Source organism: Anaerobacillus sp. 63XJN7_4_ISO-PGPR-S23-413, assembly GCF_056173725.1.
Genome location: NZ_CM149688.1, coordinates 3,764,162 through 3,785,777 on the forward strand (window position 1 = coordinate 3,764,162; position 21,616 = coordinate 3,785,777).

The 21,616-nt window shown below is 42.7% G+C and carries 21 protein-coding genes; 7 read left to right on the top strand and 14 right to left on the bottom strand.

Annotated elements, in window-relative coordinates; translation table 11 throughout:
- The first annotated feature begins 1 nt into the window (after window position 1).
- Entirely contained in the window at window positions 2–1,030 is a 1,029-nt protein-coding gene (locus tag AC0VYO_RS19530) for a glycosyltransferase (protein ID WP_475368043.1), read from the top strand.
- A gap of 31 nt (window positions 1,031–1,061) precedes the next feature.
- A complete protein-coding gene (locus AC0VYO_RS19535) occupies window positions 1,062–1,667 on the top strand; it encodes a polysaccharide deacetylase family protein (RefSeq protein WP_475368044.1) in 606 nt (201 codons plus the stop codon).
- A 62-nt stretch (window positions 1,668–1,729) separates the two neighbouring features.
- On the opposite strand, the gene AC0VYO_RS19540 is transcribed toward AC0VYO_RS19535, so the two are convergent.
- The 4 genes from AC0VYO_RS19540 to AC0VYO_RS19555 form a co-directional block, all read right to left on the bottom strand.
- Window positions 1,730–2,404: an MgtC/SapB family protein gene (locus tag AC0VYO_RS19540; protein WP_283153480.1), complete on the bottom strand. Its 675-nt coding sequence runs from the start codon at window positions 2,402–2,404 to the stop codon at window positions 1,730–1,732.
- Between the two features lie 173 nt (window positions 2,405–2,577).
- Complete coding sequence (locus tag AC0VYO_RS19545; RefSeq protein WP_194218586.1) at window positions 2,578–3,252, bottom strand: MgtC/SapB family protein; 675 nt, start codon at window positions 3,250–3,252, stop codon at window positions 2,578–2,580.
- A gap of 174 nt (window positions 3,253–3,426) precedes the next feature.
- Complete coding sequence (locus AC0VYO_RS19550) at window positions 3,427–4,239, bottom strand: YitT family protein (protein WP_194219568.1); 813 nt, start codon at window positions 4,237–4,239, stop codon at window positions 3,427–3,429.
- 348 nt (window positions 4,240–4,587) lie between these two features.
- Complete coding sequence (locus AC0VYO_RS19555; protein ID WP_475368045.1) at window positions 4,588–4,923, bottom strand: hypothetical protein; 336 nt, start codon at window positions 4,921–4,923, stop codon at window positions 4,588–4,590.
- Between the two features lie 323 nt (window positions 4,924–5,246).
- Between AC0VYO_RS19555 and asnB the strand changes: the two genes are divergently transcribed.
- Both asnB and AC0VYO_RS19565 read left to right on the top strand, forming a co-directional pair.
- Window positions 5,247–7,067, top strand: coding sequence for an asparagine synthase (glutamine-hydrolyzing) (asnB, locus tag AC0VYO_RS19560; RefSeq protein WP_475368046.1), 1,821 nt, complete (start codon window positions 5,247–5,249; stop codon window positions 7,065–7,067).
- A gap of 301 nt (window positions 7,068–7,368) precedes the next feature.
- Window positions 7,369–8,790 carry a peptide MFS transporter gene (locus tag AC0VYO_RS19565; protein WP_194218583.1) on the top strand — a complete coding sequence of 474 codons (1,422 nt, stop codon included), beginning with the start codon at window positions 7,369–7,371 and terminating at the stop codon, window positions 8,788–8,790.
- Window positions 8,791–8,910: 120 nt separating this feature from the next.
- On the opposite strand, the gene AC0VYO_RS19570 is transcribed toward AC0VYO_RS19565, so the two are convergent.
- Complete coding sequence (locus AC0VYO_RS19570) at window positions 8,911–9,645, bottom strand: GntR family transcriptional regulator (RefSeq protein WP_475368047.1); 735 nt, start codon at window positions 9,643–9,645, stop codon at window positions 8,911–8,913.
- Window positions 9,646–9,808: 163 nt separating this feature from the next.
- Window positions 9,809–11,320 carry a plasmid pRiA4b ORF-3 family protein gene (locus AC0VYO_RS19575; protein ID WP_475368048.1) on the bottom strand — a complete coding sequence of 504 codons (1,512 nt, stop codon included), beginning with the start codon at window positions 11,318–11,320 and terminating at the stop codon, window positions 9,809–9,811.
- Between the two features lie 158 nt (window positions 11,321–11,478).
- Here AC0VYO_RS19575 and AC0VYO_RS19580 point away from each other — a divergent pair, with 158 nt between their 5' ends.
- Window positions 11,479–12,201 carry a hypothetical protein gene (locus AC0VYO_RS19580; RefSeq protein ID WP_475368049.1) on the top strand — a complete coding sequence of 241 codons (723 nt, stop codon included), beginning with the start codon at window positions 11,479–11,481 and terminating at the stop codon, window positions 12,199–12,201.
- 118 nt (window positions 12,202–12,319) lie between these two features.
- On the opposite strand, the gene AC0VYO_RS19585 is transcribed toward AC0VYO_RS19580, so the two are convergent.
- The 6 genes from AC0VYO_RS19585 to AC0VYO_RS19610 form a co-directional block, all read right to left on the bottom strand.
- Window positions 12,320–13,483, bottom strand: a complete 1,164-nt coding sequence (locus AC0VYO_RS19585; protein ID WP_475368050.1) for an FAD-dependent oxidoreductase — start codon at window positions 13,481–13,483, stop codon at window positions 12,320–12,322.
- Between the two features lie 11 nt (window positions 13,484–13,494).
- Window positions 13,495–14,097 carry a TetR/AcrR family transcriptional regulator gene (locus AC0VYO_RS19590; RefSeq protein ID WP_475368051.1) on the bottom strand — a complete coding sequence of 201 codons (603 nt, stop codon included), beginning with the start codon at window positions 14,095–14,097 and terminating at the stop codon, window positions 13,495–13,497.
- Between the two features lie 247 nt (window positions 14,098–14,344).
- Window positions 14,345–14,875, bottom strand: a complete 531-nt coding sequence (locus tag AC0VYO_RS19595; protein ID WP_159785525.1) for a chromate transporter — start codon at window positions 14,873–14,875, stop codon at window positions 14,345–14,347.
- Complete coding sequence (locus AC0VYO_RS19600; RefSeq protein ID WP_475368052.1) at window positions 14,872–15,453, bottom strand: chromate transporter; 582 nt, start codon at window positions 15,451–15,453, stop codon at window positions 14,872–14,874. The genes AC0VYO_RS19595 and AC0VYO_RS19600 overlap by 4 nt, the downstream gene beginning before the upstream one ends.
- A 32-nt stretch (window positions 15,454–15,485) precedes the next feature.
- Window positions 15,486–17,096 carry a gamma-glutamyltransferase family protein gene (locus AC0VYO_RS19605; protein WP_475368053.1) on the bottom strand — a complete coding sequence of 537 codons (1,611 nt, stop codon included), beginning with the start codon at window positions 17,094–17,096 and terminating at the stop codon, window positions 15,486–15,488.
- Between the two features lie 205 nt (window positions 17,097–17,301).
- Window positions 17,302–18,417, bottom strand: coding sequence for an NAD(P)/FAD-dependent oxidoreductase (locus tag AC0VYO_RS19610; protein ID WP_475368054.1), 1,116 nt, complete (start codon window positions 18,415–18,417; stop codon window positions 17,302–17,304).
- 183 nt (window positions 18,418–18,600) lie between these two features.
- Between AC0VYO_RS19610 and AC0VYO_RS19615 the strand changes: the two genes are divergently transcribed.
- Both AC0VYO_RS19615 and AC0VYO_RS19620 read left to right on the top strand, forming a co-directional pair.
- Window positions 18,601–19,251: a cyclase family protein gene (locus tag AC0VYO_RS19615; protein WP_475368055.1), complete on the top strand. Its 651-nt coding sequence runs from the start codon at window positions 18,601–18,603 to the stop codon at window positions 19,249–19,251.
- A gap of 117 nt (window positions 19,252–19,368) precedes the next feature.
- Window positions 19,369–20,019 (top strand): DUF1796 family putative cysteine peptidase, encoded by a 651-nt coding sequence (locus tag AC0VYO_RS19620; RefSeq protein ID WP_475368056.1) that lies wholly within the window; start codon window positions 19,369–19,371, stop codon window positions 20,017–20,019.
- Window positions 20,020–20,130: 111 nt separating this feature from the next.
- Here AC0VYO_RS19620 and AC0VYO_RS19625 read toward each other — a convergent pair whose 3' ends face one another.
- Together AC0VYO_RS19625 and AC0VYO_RS19630 are read right to left on the bottom strand one after the other, a co-directional pair.
- Entirely contained in the window at window positions 20,131–20,499 is a 369-nt protein-coding gene (locus tag AC0VYO_RS19625; RefSeq protein ID WP_475368057.1) for a hypothetical protein, read from the bottom strand.
- A gap of 211 nt (window positions 20,500–20,710) precedes the next feature.
- Window positions 20,711–21,526: an alpha/beta fold hydrolase gene (locus AC0VYO_RS19630; RefSeq protein ID WP_475368058.1), complete on the bottom strand. Its 816-nt coding sequence runs from the start codon at window positions 21,524–21,526 to the stop codon at window positions 20,711–20,713.
- Window positions 21,527–21,616 lie beyond the last annotated feature (90 nt).

A 21,616-nucleotide genomic window follows, 5' to 3' on the forward strand; every position in this document is an offset into this window, starting at 1 on the left:
CATGAAAGTAATCCTCGCTACCCCTTTCTTTCACCAGCTTCGTGGAAATACGATCACCGTTCAGCGTATCGCTGATGGATTGAATCATTCTGGTGTCGAAACGGAAGTGATCTCCATAACAGAGCAAGACGATCAGCATCATTCCCTTAAAGATGCTGATTTGATTCACGGCTTTAATGCTTATCGTTTTTATCAATTTATAAAAGCAATAAGCCTTCCAATCACAAATTATACCGTTACACTAACGGGAACGGATTTGAACCATGATCTAAAGAACCCAACTAGAAAAAACGATGTTATTGCCTGTTTAACAAATGCATTAGCAGTCCATGTTTTTGATGAAAAGGCTAGGCGCATTGTTCTCGATATTTTACCGAAGTTAGAAAATAAGCTTTATGTGATTGCTCAAGGAACGGTTACCTCAAGAAAAAGAAACGTACCAGAGAACACCACACCGGACACGTTCCATTTTCTTCTTCCCGCAGGTATACGAAAAGTAAAAAACATTCCGTTCGCAATTAACAGTCTACTGGAATTACGCAAAACTCACCCAAACATTAACTTAACAATTGTCGGCCCAATAATAGAGCCTAATGAGGGAGAGGTCGTTCAGCAGTTAGTTTTAGAAAACAGTGACTGGGTGACTTATAAAGGAGTAATTCCTCATAAAGAGATGGAAGCATTATACAGAAATGCAGATGGTGTGATTAATACATCTCATAGCGAAGGACAATCCTCTGCTATCCTCGAGGCGATGAGTTTCGGTTTACCTGTACTCGTCTCAAAAAACAAAGGAAACATGAGCCTCGTTTCGAACGAAGAGACTGGTTTCGTTTATGATGGCATCAATCAATTCTTAACATATGCTATTCGTTTAATCGAGAAAGCGTCTCTCCGAGAAGTACTAGGTGAAAATGCAGCTACGTATGTTGAAGAGCACCATTCTGCGACACAAGAAATCTCAGCAATGGTTAACATGTACGAAAAAAGTCTGGCAGAGCTAAAGAAAGGAGAAAACGATGATGATTAAAAGTCCATGAGTCGTTGACAGCTCAAGGGTCGTGTACGACTCTATTGATCAAAACGTCATTACATCAGGAGAAAAAGGAGCAAATAAGACAGTCATCTTAACCTTTGATGATGGTCCAGGACGTGTGCTTCCTAAACTTCTCGATATTTTAAAAAAGGAAGAGGTACAAGGCATGTTTTTCTGGCAGTCACGCCTCCTCTATAAAGAAAGACCTTGGAAAAGAGTACTAGATGAAGGTCACCTAATTGGCACCCACTCTTGCAAACATCCTAATTTAACAAAACTTAGTTATGCCGAGCAGTTTGAGGAGCTTGAATACAGCAAGCTAAAAATCCACGAAATCACCGGCTCACCTGTGACTTATTTTAGGCCGCCGTTTGGTCAATATAACCTTGATACAATTAAAGCAGCTAAGGATCTTGGCTTAACAACGGTGATGTGGCGAATTAGCTCAATGGATTGGGAACTTGCACGCCATCCGGAAGAAATCTTACAAAATGTGATTCAGAACCTTGAAAATGGTGCCATTATTCTCCTTCATGAACTACAACAAACTATCCAGGTGCTCCCAGATCTAATCAAAAAAATCCGCGCCGAGGGCTATGAATTTTCCTTACTACCACCGTTGAAAAAATAAAAAAGAGGAGGTGGCTCATAAATGGCTACCTCCTTCCCTTTTTAGATCACGCAACGACTCATTTACCCTTCAACCTCTACTTCATTTACGCCTTCCACTTTTCGAAGAAGCTGATAAATATCCGTCGTATGATTTTTTTCAAACGTCATAAGTTTCAACTCAACTTGCGGGTTTCTATCTTTTGTATCTCGCACACGAACGTGTCGAATCTCAAAATCATTTGCCACAATGGCTTTCATAAAATGAGTCACATCTACACTTTTCTTTAACGTGATTTTGGCACGCATTTCCCGCTGTCTAAGTGCCTTTGGTCCAATCCGTTTGATGATCCATGGAAGAATATTCACACTGAACAGAATCAATCCAGCACCAACAAAAGCTTCATAATAAAAACCGGCACCCGCTGCTATTCCTAATCCAGATGCTCCCCAAATAATCGCTGCAGTTGTTAAGCCAGAAATCGCATCATTATTACGCCGCAAGATTACACCAGCACCGATAAAACCAATCCCAGAAACAATTTGAGCGGCCAATCGCATTGGATCCGTTCGAATATTCGGGGAAAGCTCCGCGAACGTTTCCGCTGATTCAATCGACACGATCGTTAACAAACAGCTGCTTACTGCAATGACAATACAAGTCTTTAAACCGAGTGGCTTATGCTTTAACTCGCGTTCAATTCCAATCAGTAATCCAAGCAAAGCTGAAATACTTAGTTTAATAAGCACAACTACCATCGTTCGTCATCTCCAACGTCGTAAAATAGAAGTAGCGCACCTCTGTATTACTCTATTCAGGAGAAGGAAACATTAGAATACGACGAATGGCCACTCCGAAGCACTTAGTTTAGAGTTCGACAAAATGTGAGCTAAATCGGGCGGTGACAGGCACCTTCGTGCCCCGCTACGCGCTACCCCTCAACCTCCACAAACGTTGCGCCGTCAATGTCTCTTAACTGCTGATAAATACTAGTCGTATGATTCGCTTCAAAGGTAAGCAGACGCAAATCTATTTGATGGTTTTTTTCCTTCGTATCGCGAACGCGAACGTGCTTGATTTCAAAATCGGCCGCCTGGATTGTTTTCATAAATGCGGTAATGTTCGTTCCTTTTCGAAGCGTAATTTTTGCTCTCATCTCACGCTGTCTTAGCTGGCTAGGGCCAATTTTTTTGATAATCCAGGGAAGGATATTTACGCTAAACAGGATCAAGCTCGCCCCTACAAACGCTTCAAAATAAAATCCCGCTCCTGCTGCGATACCTAGTCCAGAAGCTCCCCATATAATCGCCGCAGTTGTTAATCCTGAGATGGCATCGTTATTTCGTCTTAAAATAACGCCCGCCCCTATAAAACCGATTCCAGAAACAACTTGAGCAGCAAGTCGCATTGGATCTGTTCGGATGTTGTCAGATATCTGAGAGTACGTTTCAGCGGATTCAATGGAAACAATCGTTAATAAACAGCTGCTCACTGCAATGACCATACACGTTTTTAAACCTAGAGGCTTATGCTTTAACTCGCGTTCAATTCCAATCATGAGTCCTAGACAAGCTGATATACAAAGTTTAACGACGATAACTACCACGCGACACACCTGCCTTCAATAGATATTTCTATTATTTTACCAATAAAAGGAGCAAAGGATCAAAAGGAATTAACACTCACCCACGAAATAAACCAAATGCGTGAATTACACCACAAAAAAAAGAGTCGCTAGAGGATCATCCCCCGCAACTCTCAAACGACTTTTATATCATCACTAATGTATATCTTTTTTCTTAAAGCGACCGCCTCTTACTTCTGCAATATCGGCCATCGCAAGGAAAGCCGAATCATCATGGTCAGCGACAATGTCTTTTAATTTCGCTTCTTCTAGTCGAGTGATCACACAGAAAATCACTTTCTTATCATCACCAGAAAAAGCACCCTCGCCGTGCAAATAGGTTACCCCTCTGCCTAAGCGGCTTAAAATAGCATCGCCGAGTTCTTTATGGTTATCACTAATAATCCAAACGGACTTTGATTCATCAAGACCTTTGATCGTAATATCGATCATTTTATAAGCAACATAGTAGGCGAGCAATGAATACATCGCGCGATCAAAGCTGAATACGAATCCTGCGCTACCAAGAATGAACAGGTTCGCGAACATGATAATTTCTCCAACAGAGAACGGAAGCTTTTTACTCGCAAGAATCGCAAGAATTTCTGTTCCATCAAGTGATCCACCAAAACGAATGACCATTCCGACCCCAATTCCAAGGACCACTCCGCCAAACAATGTGGCTAAGAGAATGTCATCAGTAAAAGCCGGGACAGGATGCAATAGCGCAGTCGATATGGATAAAATCACGATACCGTACAGCGTTGAGAAAGCGAACGTCTTGCCAATTTGTTTGTAGCCAATATAAATAAACGGAAGGTTAAGAACGAATAAGAAAATTCCTAAGCTAATGCCACTTAAATGGGAGAGCATAATGGAAATACCAACAATCCCTCCGTCAATAACCTGATTGGGTACTAGAAAAACTTCTAGACCAACAGCCATAATAACGGCACCTAATGTAATCATAAACGTTCTTCTCGCTTTTTCTTGAAGCGGTGTTTTTTTATGAATTTTCGTTTCATTAATTAACTCTTCTAACGGTTTACTTTCACTCAAAATATTGCCTCCTCTTTATCTATCAAAACATTGTACTTATTTAAAATAAGATAACACTAACTGCAGTACACGATGACTAGACAGTTCCCTGAGAGCTTAATCCTCCCCATAATTGGGAGGGTTAAAAGAACAGCCCATCCGAAACGTTCAAGCTTGCTTTGCCATCATTATTTCGCTCAACTATGGGCATTCACCATTTTAAAATTTTCAAGAAAATGACATAGTAGTTCGGCATCATTGCTATTAGTGAATGATTGTTTATAGAAGGTTGATGAGGTAATTAGAGTGAACAGCATATACATTCAGGAAGCCTCTCGCATCAGGAAAAGCTTCTATTTGCATCATGTTTTTTTGAGGATATGTAAGATGATCCTGAAAGTTCTGCTCACTCGTAAACGGAACAAAAGGGCCAATGAGCTTTTGTTTCTGAAGTGAAACTGACGTCGGGGGAGGAATCAACTTTGCATCTGGGAGATAAGCAAATTCACTGATCGTCGGTTTATCGGCAGAATGATAATCATATTGATTTAATTGCTGTGCTGGATATATAAACACGAGAAAACCAAATAACATCAGCAGTAGCACCTGTCTCATCTCAAACCCTCCTCTCCCTGTCATACTTATCCACATCTTATTAATTTTATCACTGCTTGAAATTAATTGTCCACAAGTAGGCAACGCACGGGAGAAGTGATCGACAAAACTTGAGTTTTTTCGGGCGGTGACAGGCACCATTATTACCATTATTTCCCACCTCTTCCTAAAGAGCAAGACTATTACACTACTGTTTTTCCAACAAAGGAAAATAAATCCATTTTTACAGGCTCTTTCACATGTTGACCCTCCCCGAATAAGAGGAATACGATTGGAAAGTACTTTAGAAATTTAAGCAATCTATTAAGAAAGAAGGAATTGTTATGTGTGGCATTACAGGTTGGATTAATTGGTCTGGTGACCTCTCAACGGAGCAAGATACGCTAAAGAAAATGGCAGATTCTATTGCTCACCGTGGACCTGATGAAGAAGGATTCTGGCTATCAGAACAGGCGGCACTCGCTCATCGTCGTTTGATCGTTATTGATCCTCGCGGCGGTAAACAGCCGATGACGTCATCAGATCAACAACTTGTTCTTACGTATAACGGGGAACTCTACAATTATCGGGAATTAACACAGGAACTAAAGCAGAAAGGGCATACGTTCACTTCTAATTCAGATACAGAAGTTGTCCTACACGCTTACATGGAATGGAAAGAAGAATGCGTGAAACATTTTAACGGCATCTTCGCATTTGCGATCTGGGATAAAAAAGAACAGCAGCTTTTCCTTGGCCGTGACCACCTCGGTGTCAAGCCGCTTTTCTATTCAAAACAGGGCGATTCACTCGTCTATGGCTCTGAAATGAAAGCGATTCTCGCGCACCCATCCGTGCAGCCACAAGTCGACCGTAAAGGCCTTGCTGAAGTTTTCGGAATGGGACCTATGCGAACACCTGGACAGGCTATTTTCAAAGGGATTGATGAAGTTCGTCCAGGGCATTACGTGATCGCAACAGCCGATTCCATCGAAGAGCACCGCTATTGGAAGTTAGAATCAAAGCCTCATACAGATGATGTGGATACAACTACCGAAACAATTCGGGAGCTTTTAACAGATACTGTTCAACGTCAGCTCATCTCTGATATGCCTGTTGTTTCGATGCTTTCAGGAGGACTTGATTCTAGTGGCCTAACAAGTCTTGCCGCTCAAGAATTCAAACAATCAGACAAAAAGCTAGGAACTTACTCGATCGATTTCGACCAAAACGAAGATCACTTCCAAAAGGATTTCCTCAGACATGATATGGACGAGCCGTGGGTCAAACGAGTGTCTGACCATGTTGGAACAGACCATCATTCTGTCACGTTCGGAGCGGACCAGCTGCTTTCAAATCTCCTTGAACCAATGAGAGGACGAGATCTGCCCGGCGTCGGTGAAATCGAAACATCGCTCTATCTCCTTTTCACAGAAATGAAAAAGGATGCTACCGTGGCGCTTTCTGGTGAGTCTGCCGATGAGGTATTCTCAGGTTATCCATGGTTCCATCAGGAAAAATATCTGGATGCTGAAGTATATCCATGGCTCGTGAACCTAAAAGGCATTTCTTCCGTGCTTTCTGAAGAAACGAAAAAACAAATTCAGCCTGAGCAATACCAGAAAGAGCGTTTTGCAGAAGCTTATGAAGAAATTCCATTCCTTGAAGGGGAAAGTGAGTTTGAAGCGAAACAGCGTCAAATGTCTTACTTTTTCATCACACGTTTCCTACCGTTTATGCTTGATCGCAAAGACCGCGCAAGTATGAAAACAGGCTTTGAAGTACGCGTACCTTTCTGTGATTATCGTATCGTTGAATACCTGTGGAACGTTCCAATTGATTACAAAAACGTCGATGACATTGAGAAAGGAATCCTACGTCGCGCTCTAAAAGGAACGCTTCCAGATGATGTCCTTTATCGTAAGAAAAGTGCGTATCCAAGTGATAAAGACCCAGTTTATCTTGAGGGCGTACAAAATTGGATGATCGACATTCTCGACAATCCAGATTCCCCTATTCTTTCATTAATTGATACGAAAAAAGTTCGTGCGATTGCTTCGAATGAGGCAGAAGGATTGAATACCGATCAAATGAAAGGTCTACTCGACTACTTGATTCAAATCAACGCATGGCTTGATGAATACGATATTGAGCTTGTCAGCTAGACAAATATCACCGGAGAACGACTAGGTCGTTCTCCTTATTTTTTTAATTCAATTGTAATCGTTAGAATGCTTCGTCTAATTTTCATAAGTCTTTACATTCCTTCTTAAATGCAACCAAACTAACGGTTTAAAGGCATTATTGAATCAAAAACCTCCAATTTTCGACAGTGAATCCGTGATACCTCCTTATAATTTTTACAAATTTAAAAACATTTTAAAAAGGTGCACTTTTTCATTAACGCTTTAAATTGACAAATAATTTGCTAAAATGGGGAAGTTATAAAAAATTGGAGGTTTGATTATGGACACCACCATAGACGAGAAGCCAACGAAAAAAGGGAAGCTAAAACACCCTCCTGGCTTGTATCTTTTGTTTATCACAGAAATGTGGGAACGCTATAGCTTTTATGGAATGCGTTCAATACTCATTCTTTATTTAACCGCTGAGTTAATTAGCGGAGGACTGGGGATGGATCAAGATAAAGCACTATTGCTTTACGGTATGTACACTGGTCTTGTTTACTTCACACCATTAATTGGTGGTTATTTAACCGATAAATTCATCGGATTAAGAACGGCCATTACCATTGGTGGTATTACAATGGCCATCGGTGATTTTACACTGTTTGCTGTCCAAGAACAATGGGGCCTTTATACCGGGTTATTGTTACTGATTATCGGTAATGGGTTTTTCAAACCTAATATTTCCACTCTTGTTGGAGAGCTATACAGTAAGAACGATAAGCGAAAAGATTCAGCGTTCACCATTTTCTATATGGGAATTAACCTTGGTGGCCTGATTTCACCATTAATTGCCGGTCTTTTATACGCTAATGTTTTCTATACAAATACAGGCGGCGTTGAAACGTTTGGATTTAAATATGCATTTCTAGCATCATCAATTGGGATGATTATCGGACAAATCACCTTTAATCTACTTTCTAAAAAATATCTTGGTAATATTGGAAGAACTCCATCCAGTAACCGTGTAACACCAACGATTGAAGGAAAAGCTAAGCCGCTTACAAAAATTGAAAAGCAGCGTACTTCAGTCATTCTAATCCTAGCCATTTTCACCGTTACATTCTGGGCAGGATTCGAACAAGCAGGTGCTTCCTTTACGCTTTATACAAGGGATTTCATAGATAGAACGGTCTTTGGCTACGAAGTACCAGTATCCTTCTTCCAATCACTGAACCCAATGTTTGTATTATTGCTAGCACCAATCATTTCAGCCATTTGGCTAAAACTAGCAAAATCAAAACGCGGTGATTTTGCCATTCCTACAAAAATGGCTTTCGGTTTAATCCTACTTGGTGTCGGATTCATGGTAATGGTTCCGGCGGTTATGATGACCGGTAGTGATGAAGGTAACATTGCAGTAAAAGCTAGCATGCTATTTATGGTTGTGACGTACTTCTTCCATACACTTGGCGAACTATCGCTTTCACCAATCGGACTTTCTCTAGTTAGTAAAATGTCTCCAGTGAAAATCGCTTCACTATTGATGGGTGTTTGGTTCCTAAGTAACGCTGCTGCTAACTACCTTGCAGGTTACATCGCTTCCCTCACAACATCAGCGGGCTATCTTGAAATCTTCATTTATTTAGGTGTCGCTGCTCTAAGTTTAGGTGTGATCCTGCTCTTGCTTTCTAAGAAGCTACAAAAACTCATGCATCTTGAAGAATTTAATGAGGATCATGTTGCTAAGCAGATGAACTAAACCAATAAAATAGGCTAGTCAAAAAAGGGTTTGCTCTCCAAATGGAGAGCAAACCCTTTTCCGTTAATTCCTCACTGTTCTTACTATCGATAAACAATTTATTTCTGTTCAGACCTCACTCTATCTCTCAAGCTCAATATTATAGTGATATTGATCGCTCCGGTACTTCGTTCTCGTATATTCGATCGGATGATCATTTATACCAAGACTTAGACGCGTCATTTCCAGGAGCGCTTCACCAGGGCGAATACCAAGTGCGTCTGCTTCGTTGATCGTGGCGTTAATTGCCGTGATTCGCTCACTCGCTTTTTTGAGATAATATTGATGTTGTTCAAGTACTTCATAATACATCGCCTGATTAAGATCAAATTTAATTAAAATCTCGCCAATTTCCTTTGGCCAGCACGTTCGTTCAAGAGCTATCGGCACCTCATCAGCAAAGCGAATCCGCTCCACAAGAAGGATTGGCTCACCTTCCGTTACCTTCAGCATATCGTTCTCATGGTAAAGGTCATCACGAAATTCTGCTCTCAGTACCTTTGAATGGGGAGTTTGTCCACGTTCCAGCACTTCTTCAGCGAAGCCCCTAAGCTTCCCAAGATTTCCGATCAAATTCTGTGGTTTGACTACCGTTCCGCGCCCCTGCTTTTTCTCTAACAAGCCATTCTGCACAAGAATCGAAATCGCCTGCCTGATTGTCGTTCGACTTACATCAAATTCTTTGATGAGTTCCTGTTCAGTAGGAATCAATGTATTCGGCTTCCAGGCACCGGTTTGAATTCGTTTGATCAGAACATCTTTTATTTGAAGGTATAGTGCTTCACCTTTATTATGATTGAGTTTATCTGATGACATATAAGCCTCTCCTCTTGAGCCGCCAACTGTTTGGCTCGGTTCATACATTCATTATAGCTAAAAAGGAGCTCGCTTTAAAAGAGTAGTACCATTCTTGAGGCTAGGATCCCTTTTTGATATACCACTCGTTCGACAAATAAGGACAAACATCGGGCGGTGCCTGTCACCGCTCAAACCGCTCAACTCTTTCTCTCACTTCTTCCACATTAAGTAGACGATTAACACGCACTAATCTAATACAGAGTTTGGTTGTCAGAGCTGAGATCTTGAGTGCAATTCGTTCTGAATCCACACAGATTTCAGCTGGCAAGAAACCGAGTTTATTAAGCATTTCTACTAGTGCAGCCTGTAGCTGTTTTCCATAATCAACTCTCTCAAACACCTGATAATAAACGATCATAGCCCCTTCATCTTCAACCCCAAGAACAACATTCGGAAAAAACGGACGTTCTCCATCTCTTTCCTGAATCGCTTCTTCTTCAAAGTATGATGCAAACTCAAGACGCATTTTCACCTGTCTATATTTCTGAATCCGCCTCATTTCAATCTCGGAAATCAGCACCGCCTCTTCCTCTTCAGGTTCTATAACAGCATTCATCACGCCATCTACCCACTGACCTGACTCCAGCAACCGTGCACGCCACCGCCCATCATAACCTTTTAACAAGTAGGCGTCATTCTTCTCCGTCTCTTCTACCACGTGAATCGCCTGCTTTAAGATCTCACAAAACGTCCGTACTTCCTTTCGAGAGAAATGCCACGGATAATATCCGGACGACATACTTCTAAAAACCGGCCATTCCTGCCGACCACGAAAACGAAGCCCCAGCTTTTTAATCCACCGAAGATCCTCTGTCTTTAACTCATCGCGAGCCTGAAAGGCCAGCAATAAGCTACGCTCATATTCAATTACAGTCTGAATATCATCACGGCCATCCCTTACCGCCATTTTATAAGCAAGACCGTCATTACCAAGGTGAACGCCAAGCCCAAAGTGCTGCCCATTCATTCCGAGCACCGAACAATAAGCAACTTCACCTGTTCCCGGAATTTCTACAATGAACATCTCGTTGCTATGAATCCACTTCCAAGGTTGAAGCTTTCTATAGACCATCGTAAGTTCAAAAAGTTCTTTCCACAGATCATGCTCACCTACCTCACTCTCTCTAAAAACAGCAAGTTGCTCATTAATACGCTTCATCTCACCTGCAGAAGGCATTTTTCCTTGCTCATACTGATGTCGCTTCCCTTCTTCAGGTGCGCCTTTATAGACCATTAAACATGTTGGAAAAGTTGCATCCTCCCGACCGCTAAACGCTTTTTCCAGAAAAATCTCATGCCGCCAGTTCTCCTCCGAACCATAAACGTATGTTAATGAAACCTGCTCCTCATTTAAAACATCCGAAAGCCGAACTTTACGTTCATCACGCATTTCCATTCCAGCATTTTGAGAATCTACTTGTGTGGGACCAATGAATAATTCACTTTCTTCATCACCTAATGTAAATAAATCGCGATGATCCATAATAAAATAATGATGATGTGCGTTCGACCAATTAAAAGCAATTTGTATGTATTCATGTAGCTCACTAAGAAAGATCGAATCATCTACCTCAAATCGTCTCCAAATCTTTGATTTCATCTCAATTAGGCTCACTTTTATTTGGAAAATCACAATTTCTCATCCTTTCCTTATACTCTTGTAAAACGACTTTTTTCACAGTATAGCATGTCCCTCCGAAACACAGACTCGCCATTTTATGTGATAAATGACCTATCCCAGCAATATATATAGGATAGTAGCTTACTAAGACATGTTCGGAGGAATGTGTGTTGAAAAAAGGCCTAATCCTTACCCTCTCCATTGGAGGCGCAATCGCAACCATCCTTGTCAGCGTTTTAATCGGAGTGTTAATTGGGAACGCGGATCTTGAAGAAAACTACACCGAGGATTTGAAGAAAATCAAAGCTGAGATTACTGAATCTGAGAAGGCAGCGAAAGAAGAAGGTGAAAAGCTTCTATCGATTCAAAATGAAATGAGCAGTACAGAAGAGAAGCTTGCGACTGAAACTCAGAATCTAGAAGAAGCTAAAGTAAAAGCTGAGGAAGTAAAAAAGTTACTCGATGAGAAGAAAAATGTCTCTGCAGATATTGAAAAGTTAAAAAAAGAAAAGGAAAGCACGAAAAAAGAAATGAGCAAGCTTGAAGATGACATTAAAGCGAAAAAGGATAAAGTGAGCACACTAGATGACACAATCAAAGCAAAGAAAAAGGAGATTGATCAACTCGAAGAAACTATCGTAAAGAAAAACGAAGAACCTATTAAACTCAGCGCCGGACAATATATTGTTGGCAGCGATATCCCAGAAGGTCGGTATCAAGTAACGAACGTTGGAGAAGGCACAAACTTCTTCGTTTATAACCCAAGTGGATTACCGACAGTAAACACCATACTAGGAGATAGCATCGTCGGAACGGGGGATTTCGTCTTCTTCACCAGTGATGGGGATATGATCGAAACGCTAGGGCCGGTGAAATTAATTCCAGTCGAATAAACAACACACCTAAAGCCCACGCTCACATGAGCGCGGGCTTTAGTTTCGACAATATGTGTGCTAATTCGGGCGGTGACAGGCACTCGCGACTACTCGCGACTTGCGAACTCACGCAAACTCACTTCGGCAGCCGCACCGTACTAAAGTTCACTAACTTCCTCACTCCCGGCCATACCGATACCCTCGTCAATACATCTCTAACAAAAATCCCCCACCAAGAAGAAGGCAAGAAGAAGCTCGCAAACCTTCTAGCCGACTTCTGAAGCTTATCGATATCTGGATGGAGAGACCGTTCATAATCCGTAAGCGCAGCTTCCAAATCATTTGGATGTTGATCAAGCGATTTTGCAAGCGTATATGCTCCCGCCATCGCCATGGAAGCACCCTGCCCGGCTAGTAACGAAATGCACTGACAGGAATCACCCACAAAAGTAATCCTGCCGTTTCGCCACTGGGATAATCCTACTTGCGACACCTCATCGAAGTAAAAATCCTTCGCCTCTTTGCCTGCTTCGAGCAAATCTGGAACAATCCAATTCATATGACCACAATATTCATTCAGTTGCTCCAGTGCTTTTTCCTTTTGCACATGCCCCTGTTGTTCTGGATAGCGATATAAGAAAAACGTCGCCACTTTATTGCCTCGAATCGGATACACAGAAACCTGGCGATTCGGTTCCGAATACGTATAAAAATTCTTATCAATTTTTTCAAGAAAAGCAGGGTCTTCAACAATATAAGCCGCTGTATAATAACCCATGTAGCGAATTGGCTCCTTCTCTTCCTTAAACGAAAGAGAGCGCACTTTCGATCGCATACCGTCCGCACCTACAACTAAATCACATGTAAGTTTCGTACCATCTGAGAGACTCACATGCGCCTTTTCCGCATCCTGTTCAATTCGCTCTGGAGATACCCCAAACCGAAACGTAACCTGTTCTCGAACCTTCTCATAAAGCACTGTCTCAAGATCTCCGCGCATAAAATTGAAGTGCTTTTGATTTAATAACTCACGCAGAGACTGATAGGAAACCCTGTATTTCTCCGAGCCATTTCCCTTCAAAAAAGAAAGAGAATCGATCGGATAATGAATACGACTTAAATCATCGAGCATGCCCAGCTTTTCAGCCACGTCATAACCTGCTCCAAAGAAATCAATCATATAGCCTTCCGTTCGTATCGAAGGAGATTTCTCAACAATCGTGACTTGATCTCCTCTTTCACTCAAACAATAAGCAAGGGTTAATCCTGCAATACCGCCACCCACAATACATACGTCCATCACGATTCACCTCACTTTAAAATAAATGTAAGCTTACGACCCGTTTGCTCTAACACTTCTTCAAGACTGCGCTCCTCCTGGTAAAGGTAAATAAGCGTTTCAAACATCACTGAGCTATAAATAAGCTCAGCGGCAATTTCTACTTCGAAATGATCCCGAAGCTTACCTAGTCGCCTTATTTCCTTAAGAAGTTCAACCAGCTCTTCAATAAACATAAAATCGAGCTGCATCAAGCTTTGCAGGAATTCTGGTTTACTTTGATAAGCATTCAATGACGCCACAATCAATTCTCGAAAAAGCTTCTTCTCTAGCAAACTGAAGCCTTCCAAACGCTTCGTTAAATAATTTCGAACGGTAGCTTCAGCTGTCTCCTGAACTTCAAAACTTAGATCCATCCTCTCTTCCATACCTGTAAATTCCGCTCGCATCACTTCAACGAGAAGCTCTGCTTTAGAAGGAAAGTAATTAAATAACGTTCCTGAACCGATCCCGGCCCTCCTTGCTACAAGCTCTGTTGATGTCGCTTCATATCCTTTTTCAAGAAAAAGACCTTTCGCTACCTCCATGATCGTCTTTCTCGTTGCCTGCTTCTTTTGTTCACGTAGTCCGCTCATCATAACCTCCTAACAGCTCAGTTAATTTATGACTGCGCTCATTTATGAGTATACTCATATTTTAAACCTACTCGTATGAAACTGCAACCTTGCGTGGCAAGACTTCCTTATTCTTATATCCAAATCCAAAAATGCGGAAGAACAATTCCTTTTTAGAAGGAATTGTTCTTCCGCAAAACTCGACTTTATTCGCGCTAATTCGGGCGGTGACAGGCACTCGCTAACTCGCGATCCAGCGAACCCGCTCCTACCCCAGAAACACTGCCCCATACGCCAGTGCCCCGACAATCACAAACGCTGGATGCACTTTCATCTTCTCCATCAGTACAAAACTAGCCACAATCAGAAAGATCGTTTGAACCAGCCCCGCACCTTCATATGAACTAGCAAAGAACTGAAACGCCATCACGCCAAGCAAGATCGCAATCGTCGGGCGAATGAGGGCCGTCATTTTCTTCACTTTTGGTGAGTTCTTAAACCGATTTAATAAACTCAGTAGGACAATCATCAGAACGAGCGAAGGTGCCACTGTCGCAAACACACCAACAAATGCGCCAAGAACCCCTCCCTGCTGAAACCCTATGTAACCTGCCATTTTCGTCGCAATTGGTCCAGGTAGCGCATTGGCCATCGCTAGCATTTCACTAAATTCATTCACACTCATCCAGCCGAACCGACCAACAACTTCATTTTCTACAAGCGGGATAGACGCAGGTCCGCCTCCGTAACCAACAATTCCAGGTATGAAAAACGCCACAAAGATATCCCAGTAAATCATGAGGACGGCCCCTTTCTCACCTGATCATCATCGGACTTCCCAGCATTACGAGTCGGCTTAAGCAACGCATAAAGCAGCAAACATCCTATTACAATCCCCGGATGTATCCCCGCAATTTCAATAAATAAAAAGGAAGCAACCGTCAACGCAATTGTTAAAACCCACCCTAAGTTGCCCTGTGCTTTTCTGAAAAAATCATACGTTAACACGGCTAGCATAACACCAACCACTGGAACAACGGCCTGCGTCATCCCCTGTACCCATGCTTTTTCTCGAAACGTGGATAGAAACGTTAGTAAGAAAATCATAATTGCGATCGTCGGCACAATCGTTGCCAGCACAGCATTCAGCATCCCCGTAATTCCTGCCACTCGATGCCCAATATACCCCGCCATTTTTGTCGCAATTGGACCAGGGAGTGAATTTCCTAAAGCGAGAATGTCCGCAAATTCATCGTCATCCATCCATTTGTATTTCTCAACTACCTCTTTATGTACCAGTGGAATAGAAGAAGGTCCTCCTCCGTACCCAAGCATTCCCACTCTAAAAAAAGCGAGAAAAAGATGCCACTGTTGCATGACTCACCACCTTCCGAAACCTCACGCCCCTTTTAATAAGCGGCGATCGTTCCGTCTGTTCTTGATTCTGTGCCTCCAAATAAAGTACCTGACTGCTGATCACGCCAGATAATTTGTCCGCGGCCGAACGCACCCTTTTCCAACTGAACTTCGATTTGATGACCTTTTCGGCTAAGCGCCTCGGCAAGATGAGGAGGGAAAGTCGACTCAACCCACACGCGCTTCCCGTCAACCCACTGCCACCTCGGCGCATCAAGGGCAGACTGCGGATTTAAATGAAAATCAATCAGATTCGTAATCACTTGTAAATGACCCTGCGGCTGCATAAAGCCTCCCATCACACCAAACGGTCCAACCGCATTACCATCTTTACTGAGAAATCCAGGAATGATCGTGTGATACGTCCGCTTTCCACCTTTTAGCGCATTGTCATGCTCAGGATCCATCGAAAAATTATGCCCGCGATTTTGGAGTGCAATCCCGGTGCCTGGCACCACAAGTCCTGAACCAAAGCCCATATAATTACTCTGAATAAACGAGACCATGTTTCCTTCATCATCAGCCGTCGCTAAATAGACAGTACCACCTTTTGGAGGATGGCCAGGAGATGGCAAAAGCGCTTCATTACCAATTAACTGACGGCGACTTTCACCGTAAGCAGGCGAGAGCAAATCCTGAACCGCGACTGACATCTCCTGCTCGTCAGTAATGTACTTCTGTCCATCCGCAAAAGCAAGCTTCATCGCTTCAATTTGCTTATGATAGGTATCGACGGAATCTTTATGATCAAAATCAAACCCTTTTACGATATTCAGCGCAGATAACGCAATCAGTCCTTGCCCATTCGGCGGGATCTCCCAAACGTCATATCCGCGATACTGAACCGAAATCGGATCGACCCACTCAGGTGCAAACCCCGAAAGATCTTCCTTCGTCAAATACCCATTATACGCTTTCGAAAAAGCATCAATCTTATCTGCAATTTCTCCCTTATAAAAAGAAGCGGCATCGGTTTCTGCGATTTGCCTTAACGTCTCCGCGTGACCCATCGACTTCCAAACCTCGCCTACTTCAGGCGGACGACCGTCCGGTGCAAACGTTTCAAACCAGTGCTGAAACTCTTCTTTCTTTAACTCTTTTTCAAAATGCGCATAAGCATTCTTCCAAAACTTACTTAAAATCGGAGAAACCGGAAAACCTTCCTCAGCATAGTGAATCGCCGGCGCAAGCGCCTCTTTTAAGGAAAGTTTCCCAAATCGTTTCGACAAAGCAGCCCACGATGCCGGAACGCCTGGCACAGTAACAGGAATCCAACCGTATTTCGGAATTTCATTATACCCACGTTCTTTGACTGAATCAATGGAGATCGATTGTGGCGAAGGTCCACTTCCATTCAAACCGTGCAATTCACCCTTCGTCCAAACAAGAGCAAACGCATCTCCGCCGATCCCGTTCGACGTCGGCTCCACTACCGTCAATACTGCCGCAGTCGCAATCGCCGCATCAATCGCATTCCCTCCCTTTTTCAACAGATCTAGTCCTGCCTGTGCCGCTAGCGGCTGGGAGGTGGCCACCATTCCTTTGTTCGCTACTGTTGTCATGCGCTGAGAAGCATAGGGATAATGTAAGTAGTCAGTTGTCATTGTTATAAAAGCTCCTTTCGATTTATGTAGAGATGAATAAGCTAAGCACTATTTCCGAATCTCAAAAAATCCATAAAAAAAGAAACCTCTTCATACCTCAGAGATTTTCCCATTATATAGGAAGCTCCCTTGGATGAAAAGGTTTTCTTTAGAATATTTTTATTTTTCGGTCATTTATCAAATTCTTCTCCACAAACGAGACAGCTCACCCAAACGCACTCCCAGGATGATACTCTCCTAGATCCAACTCATTCCTCTCCCCAAGCACCAACCGCGCAAGCTCAGCGCCAAGAAACGGTCCACTCGTTAATCCCGAAGCTCCAAGACCATTCGCCACCAGCAGTCCTCTCACGCTAGGAACCGCTCCTGCAATCGGAACATTCCCTGGCGTAAACGGCCTGAAGCCTACCTTCGTCTCCACATACGTACTATCCGATAGACCCGGAGCCACTTTCAACGCACGATCAATAATATGCTGAACCCCCCCCATTGTAACGCGCAGATCAAAGCCAGCCTGGTCTTCCTGTGTGGACCCGACGACAATTCGCCCATTTTCAAATGGTAGGAAATACTGAATAAAAGGTGGCATGACGATTGGCCATTTTCCTGTATCCGTTTCAGGCAGATCGAGATGCACAATCTGGGCTTTTTGAGGTGAAACGAGGAACTTCATCCCAAGTGGCTGAAGCAGTTCACGCGCCCAAGCACCTCCAGTGACAATCACATTGTTCGCAAAATAGTTCTCGCCATTCACCTCGACTCCGTTGACCTTCGCATCAACCCATAAAAGTGAGGCATCCCCATGAATCACCTTCGCACCGTGATTTTTTGCTCCTCGAATGAGTGCATTTCGTAAAGCTCCGCCATTTACACGTGCTGCCCCACTCACATGAACAGCGGCGTAATGATCTGAAAGCGGAGGAAACAGCGCATTTGTTTCAGCAGCTGAAAGCCGTGACACCTCTCCCATTTCAGGCGTATCCTTCCGTCGCTCCATCGCAAGCGCAAGCTTTCTCTCAAGCTTCGCCTCACCTGAATAAATGTTAATCGCGCCAACGCGAGCGTAGCCCGTATCTATTTCGCCATCTTTTCTCAACTCTTCAATTAATTCCGGATAATAACGCGCCCCAGCTTCAACGAGACGATAGAAAGCCCCTCCACGTCGATTCGTTAGCCATGGACATACAATCCCAGCCGCCGCTTCTGTCGCCTGTCCTGCATCTTTCCGATCAACGAGCATCACATCCGCTCCCTGCTTAGCCAGATGATAAGCCGTTGACGCTCCTAAAATACCAGATCCAATTACAATCATTGATTTCATATCTTACACCTTTTCGTCGTTTGTCTGATTAGGTATTTTACAGGAATGTCGGAGGAGACTCAAACATGGCATAACTTGTGATCAAACAAACTTCATGACAAACTGAAGAAAAGGAAAGACTGTAGACGTATCCTGCTATTCTCACCTTTAATCAAACGTTTGTTTAAGAAGGAGGAGTCCCAAATGAATTTCAAAAAAATCATTGATCTCTCGATTCCAGTTCATAACGATACGCCTGTTTTCCCAGGTGATCCGAAACCGAACATCTATCCTGTAGCGGAGCATGACAAAGACGGATATCAGGTGACCCAAATGAATATCGGCACACATACCGGCACACACCTTGATGCCCCTTTCCACTTCCAGAAAGATGGCGATCCCATCGATCAATCAAGTTTAACGAAGGTGATGGGACCCGGCCACGTCATTGATGTAACAGGCAAAGAGCCAGGCGAACAAATCACATTAAACGATGTAGCACACCAAATCGATAGCATCGCTCCAGGAACGATCGCTCTTTTCCATACAGGTTGGTCTAAACATATAGGAACACAGACTTATTTTAACTACCCTTACCTATCTGTCGACATTATTAATACACTATTAGAAAAAGGCGTCACCACTTTCTTTGTTGATGCGCTTAATGTTGATCAACCAGGTGGTTCAACATTTCCAGTTCATGAAGCTATTACCTCCAACAACGGTATTATCGGAGAGAATTTATGTAACCTCGACCAGATCGATTTTGAAAATCCTCTCATCATTGCGCTGCCGTTAAAACTTGAAGGATTGGATGGATCACCTGTGAGGGCAGTTGCGGTGGAAGTGGAATAGAAATCTTCCTTTACTTCGATTTCAACATCCACTTATCAACATTTTAGGTACCAACACAAACCAACTCGGTCAATAAAGCATCTACTAGTAGTAATTCATTTTATAGGAGGTGCTTTATTGAATTTAGACGAGGTTAAAAAACCGTACGATCTTATCGTGAGTTTGGGTAGTTCATGCAGTCCTGCAGGTCATCTAAGAAGAAATCACTTAAGGAAATTTTCAATGCCTTTTGACTGGATAGTTACTCCGAAACTATCTGACATTAATCGAGTGATTCAAAATCAGTTTAAAGATTTCATGTTACTAGAAAATTTACAACGCATAGATGGACAAGCAAACTTCCTCGACGATAACGAAGTTGCTCAAAATTCAAAAGCTTATTTTGTTCAAGATACGCATAATAATATGCTGTCTGTTCATGATTTCCCCATTCTTCCTAATAAAGAATGGAGCGATACCTACCCGGCCTATCGACAGAAGCTAGAGCGACGGATTGAACGATTTCTTCTGCAATTACAACAGGCTTCCTCCATTCTATTTATCAGATGGTCTGGTAACTATGCAGAAGCGATCGAAATGCAACAAACGTTAAAGAAGTGCGTAAACGGATCAGTTCATATTCTCTTGCTCACCCCTGATCCAAACCTCGAAATCGTTCAGGATACACACCTTCCGATGGAGGATATTTGTATTCTGAAAGTGCCTAACCAACCAGATAACACGTTGATGTGGGACAAGATATTAGGTGGCATCTTATTAAAGCCATAACTTATTCTCGCAATAGGTCGATCATACACAAACAGAGCCCTTCTCTCCCCGAGAGCGGGCTCTGTTTCATTCGACAAATAATTGCACAGTTCGGGCGGTGACAGGCACCTCTTAATTTAAATCGAACTCCTCAGCAATCTCCGCCATATGATAAGGCATCACTTCATCGTTCATAACGTTTTTAGCGTTCTTGAAGCGAGTGGGGTTTACTTTACGAACCTTCTCCGCACCCTTTCTATCGTTTAATTCTCGATTCGCTTCATAACCTACATACGAAGGATATCGTGGCACTTCGATATCATCTTCACTTCTCATAGTCGTTTTAGAAGCCTTCCCTCTCCATTGATCCGTTAAGTCAATTGCTGCATCCGCTCCTTTAAGAATGGCTTTTCTAGTTCCTCTTCTTGCTCTCGTAGAAAAAGTAAGCAATAGGAGAGCAGCAGTCACTAAACTCCAAAAACCGTTTCTTTTCTTCCACATCACTAAGAACCTCCCAACAAATGGTATACCTACCTAATTATTTTGCTACAAATACCATTACATTATTCCCCTATCTTCCGATCACATCCTAATCGTTTCTACCCCCAAATAAAAAGAGAGCCTCGATCAAACCGAGGCTCTCAAAATCATTCTATGAAATAAAATTCTTCCAAACATTAGATGGAGAATTCTCTCCATTAAGTATAAATATTTAAGTTCCCTGACGAACCTTCAATCTTACAAGATGCTTCTCCAACACTTTATTCACTTCCGGAGACTTCTCAAGCGCTACCGAATGACCCGCTCTACCTATAACCTCGCATCGTCCATTCTCAACTGCTTTCGCAATGTTCTCGGACAGTTTAATCGTATACGCATGATCTTGCTCGCCTGCAACAGCAAGAACCGGCACGGTTACGCCTTCCAGCTCCTCAAGCACACTCTTTCGATGAATAACCTGGTGAGCCGCATCCCCTATGGATGGCTCAAGTTTTTTCATATAATCTCTCCAGTAGGTACGCTCTCTTTCGAATTCCATCGACCCAAGCGATGCATCACCAAACATGATGTACATCAGCGTATCCACAACTTCCTCCGCCCCATTCTTCTGAAGCTGTGTAACAAGCGGCTGGAACTCCTCTTTCTTGTACTCTGCTTCACCAGAGCTTCCAAGAACAACGCACGAATGAAGAAGATCCGGCCTTCTAGCCGCAAGTCTTAGAGCTATGAAACCACCCATCGAATTACCGATAAAATGACACTTCTCAATCCCAAGACTTTCAATCAACGCAGCAGCATCATTTGTAAGCGTATCCATATCGAGGTTTGCTAAAGAAGACCTCCCGCTATTCCCTTGACCGCGGTGGTCATAGCAAATGACTCTATAGTCTTTTGAAAAATGCTCCACCTGATGTTGAAACATATCTGAGTTAAAAAATAACGAATGACTAAAAACCAAAACCGGTGCATCCTTTGGACCATAATCTTCATAATAGAGCGGTGTTTCGTTCACTTCGTTAAACGACACGGTAAACCATCTCCTTTAATATGAATTTTGTTATGGTATAACTCCTACAAAGTTCGCTACTAAACAGCATATCCCTCTTTTATAACTGCC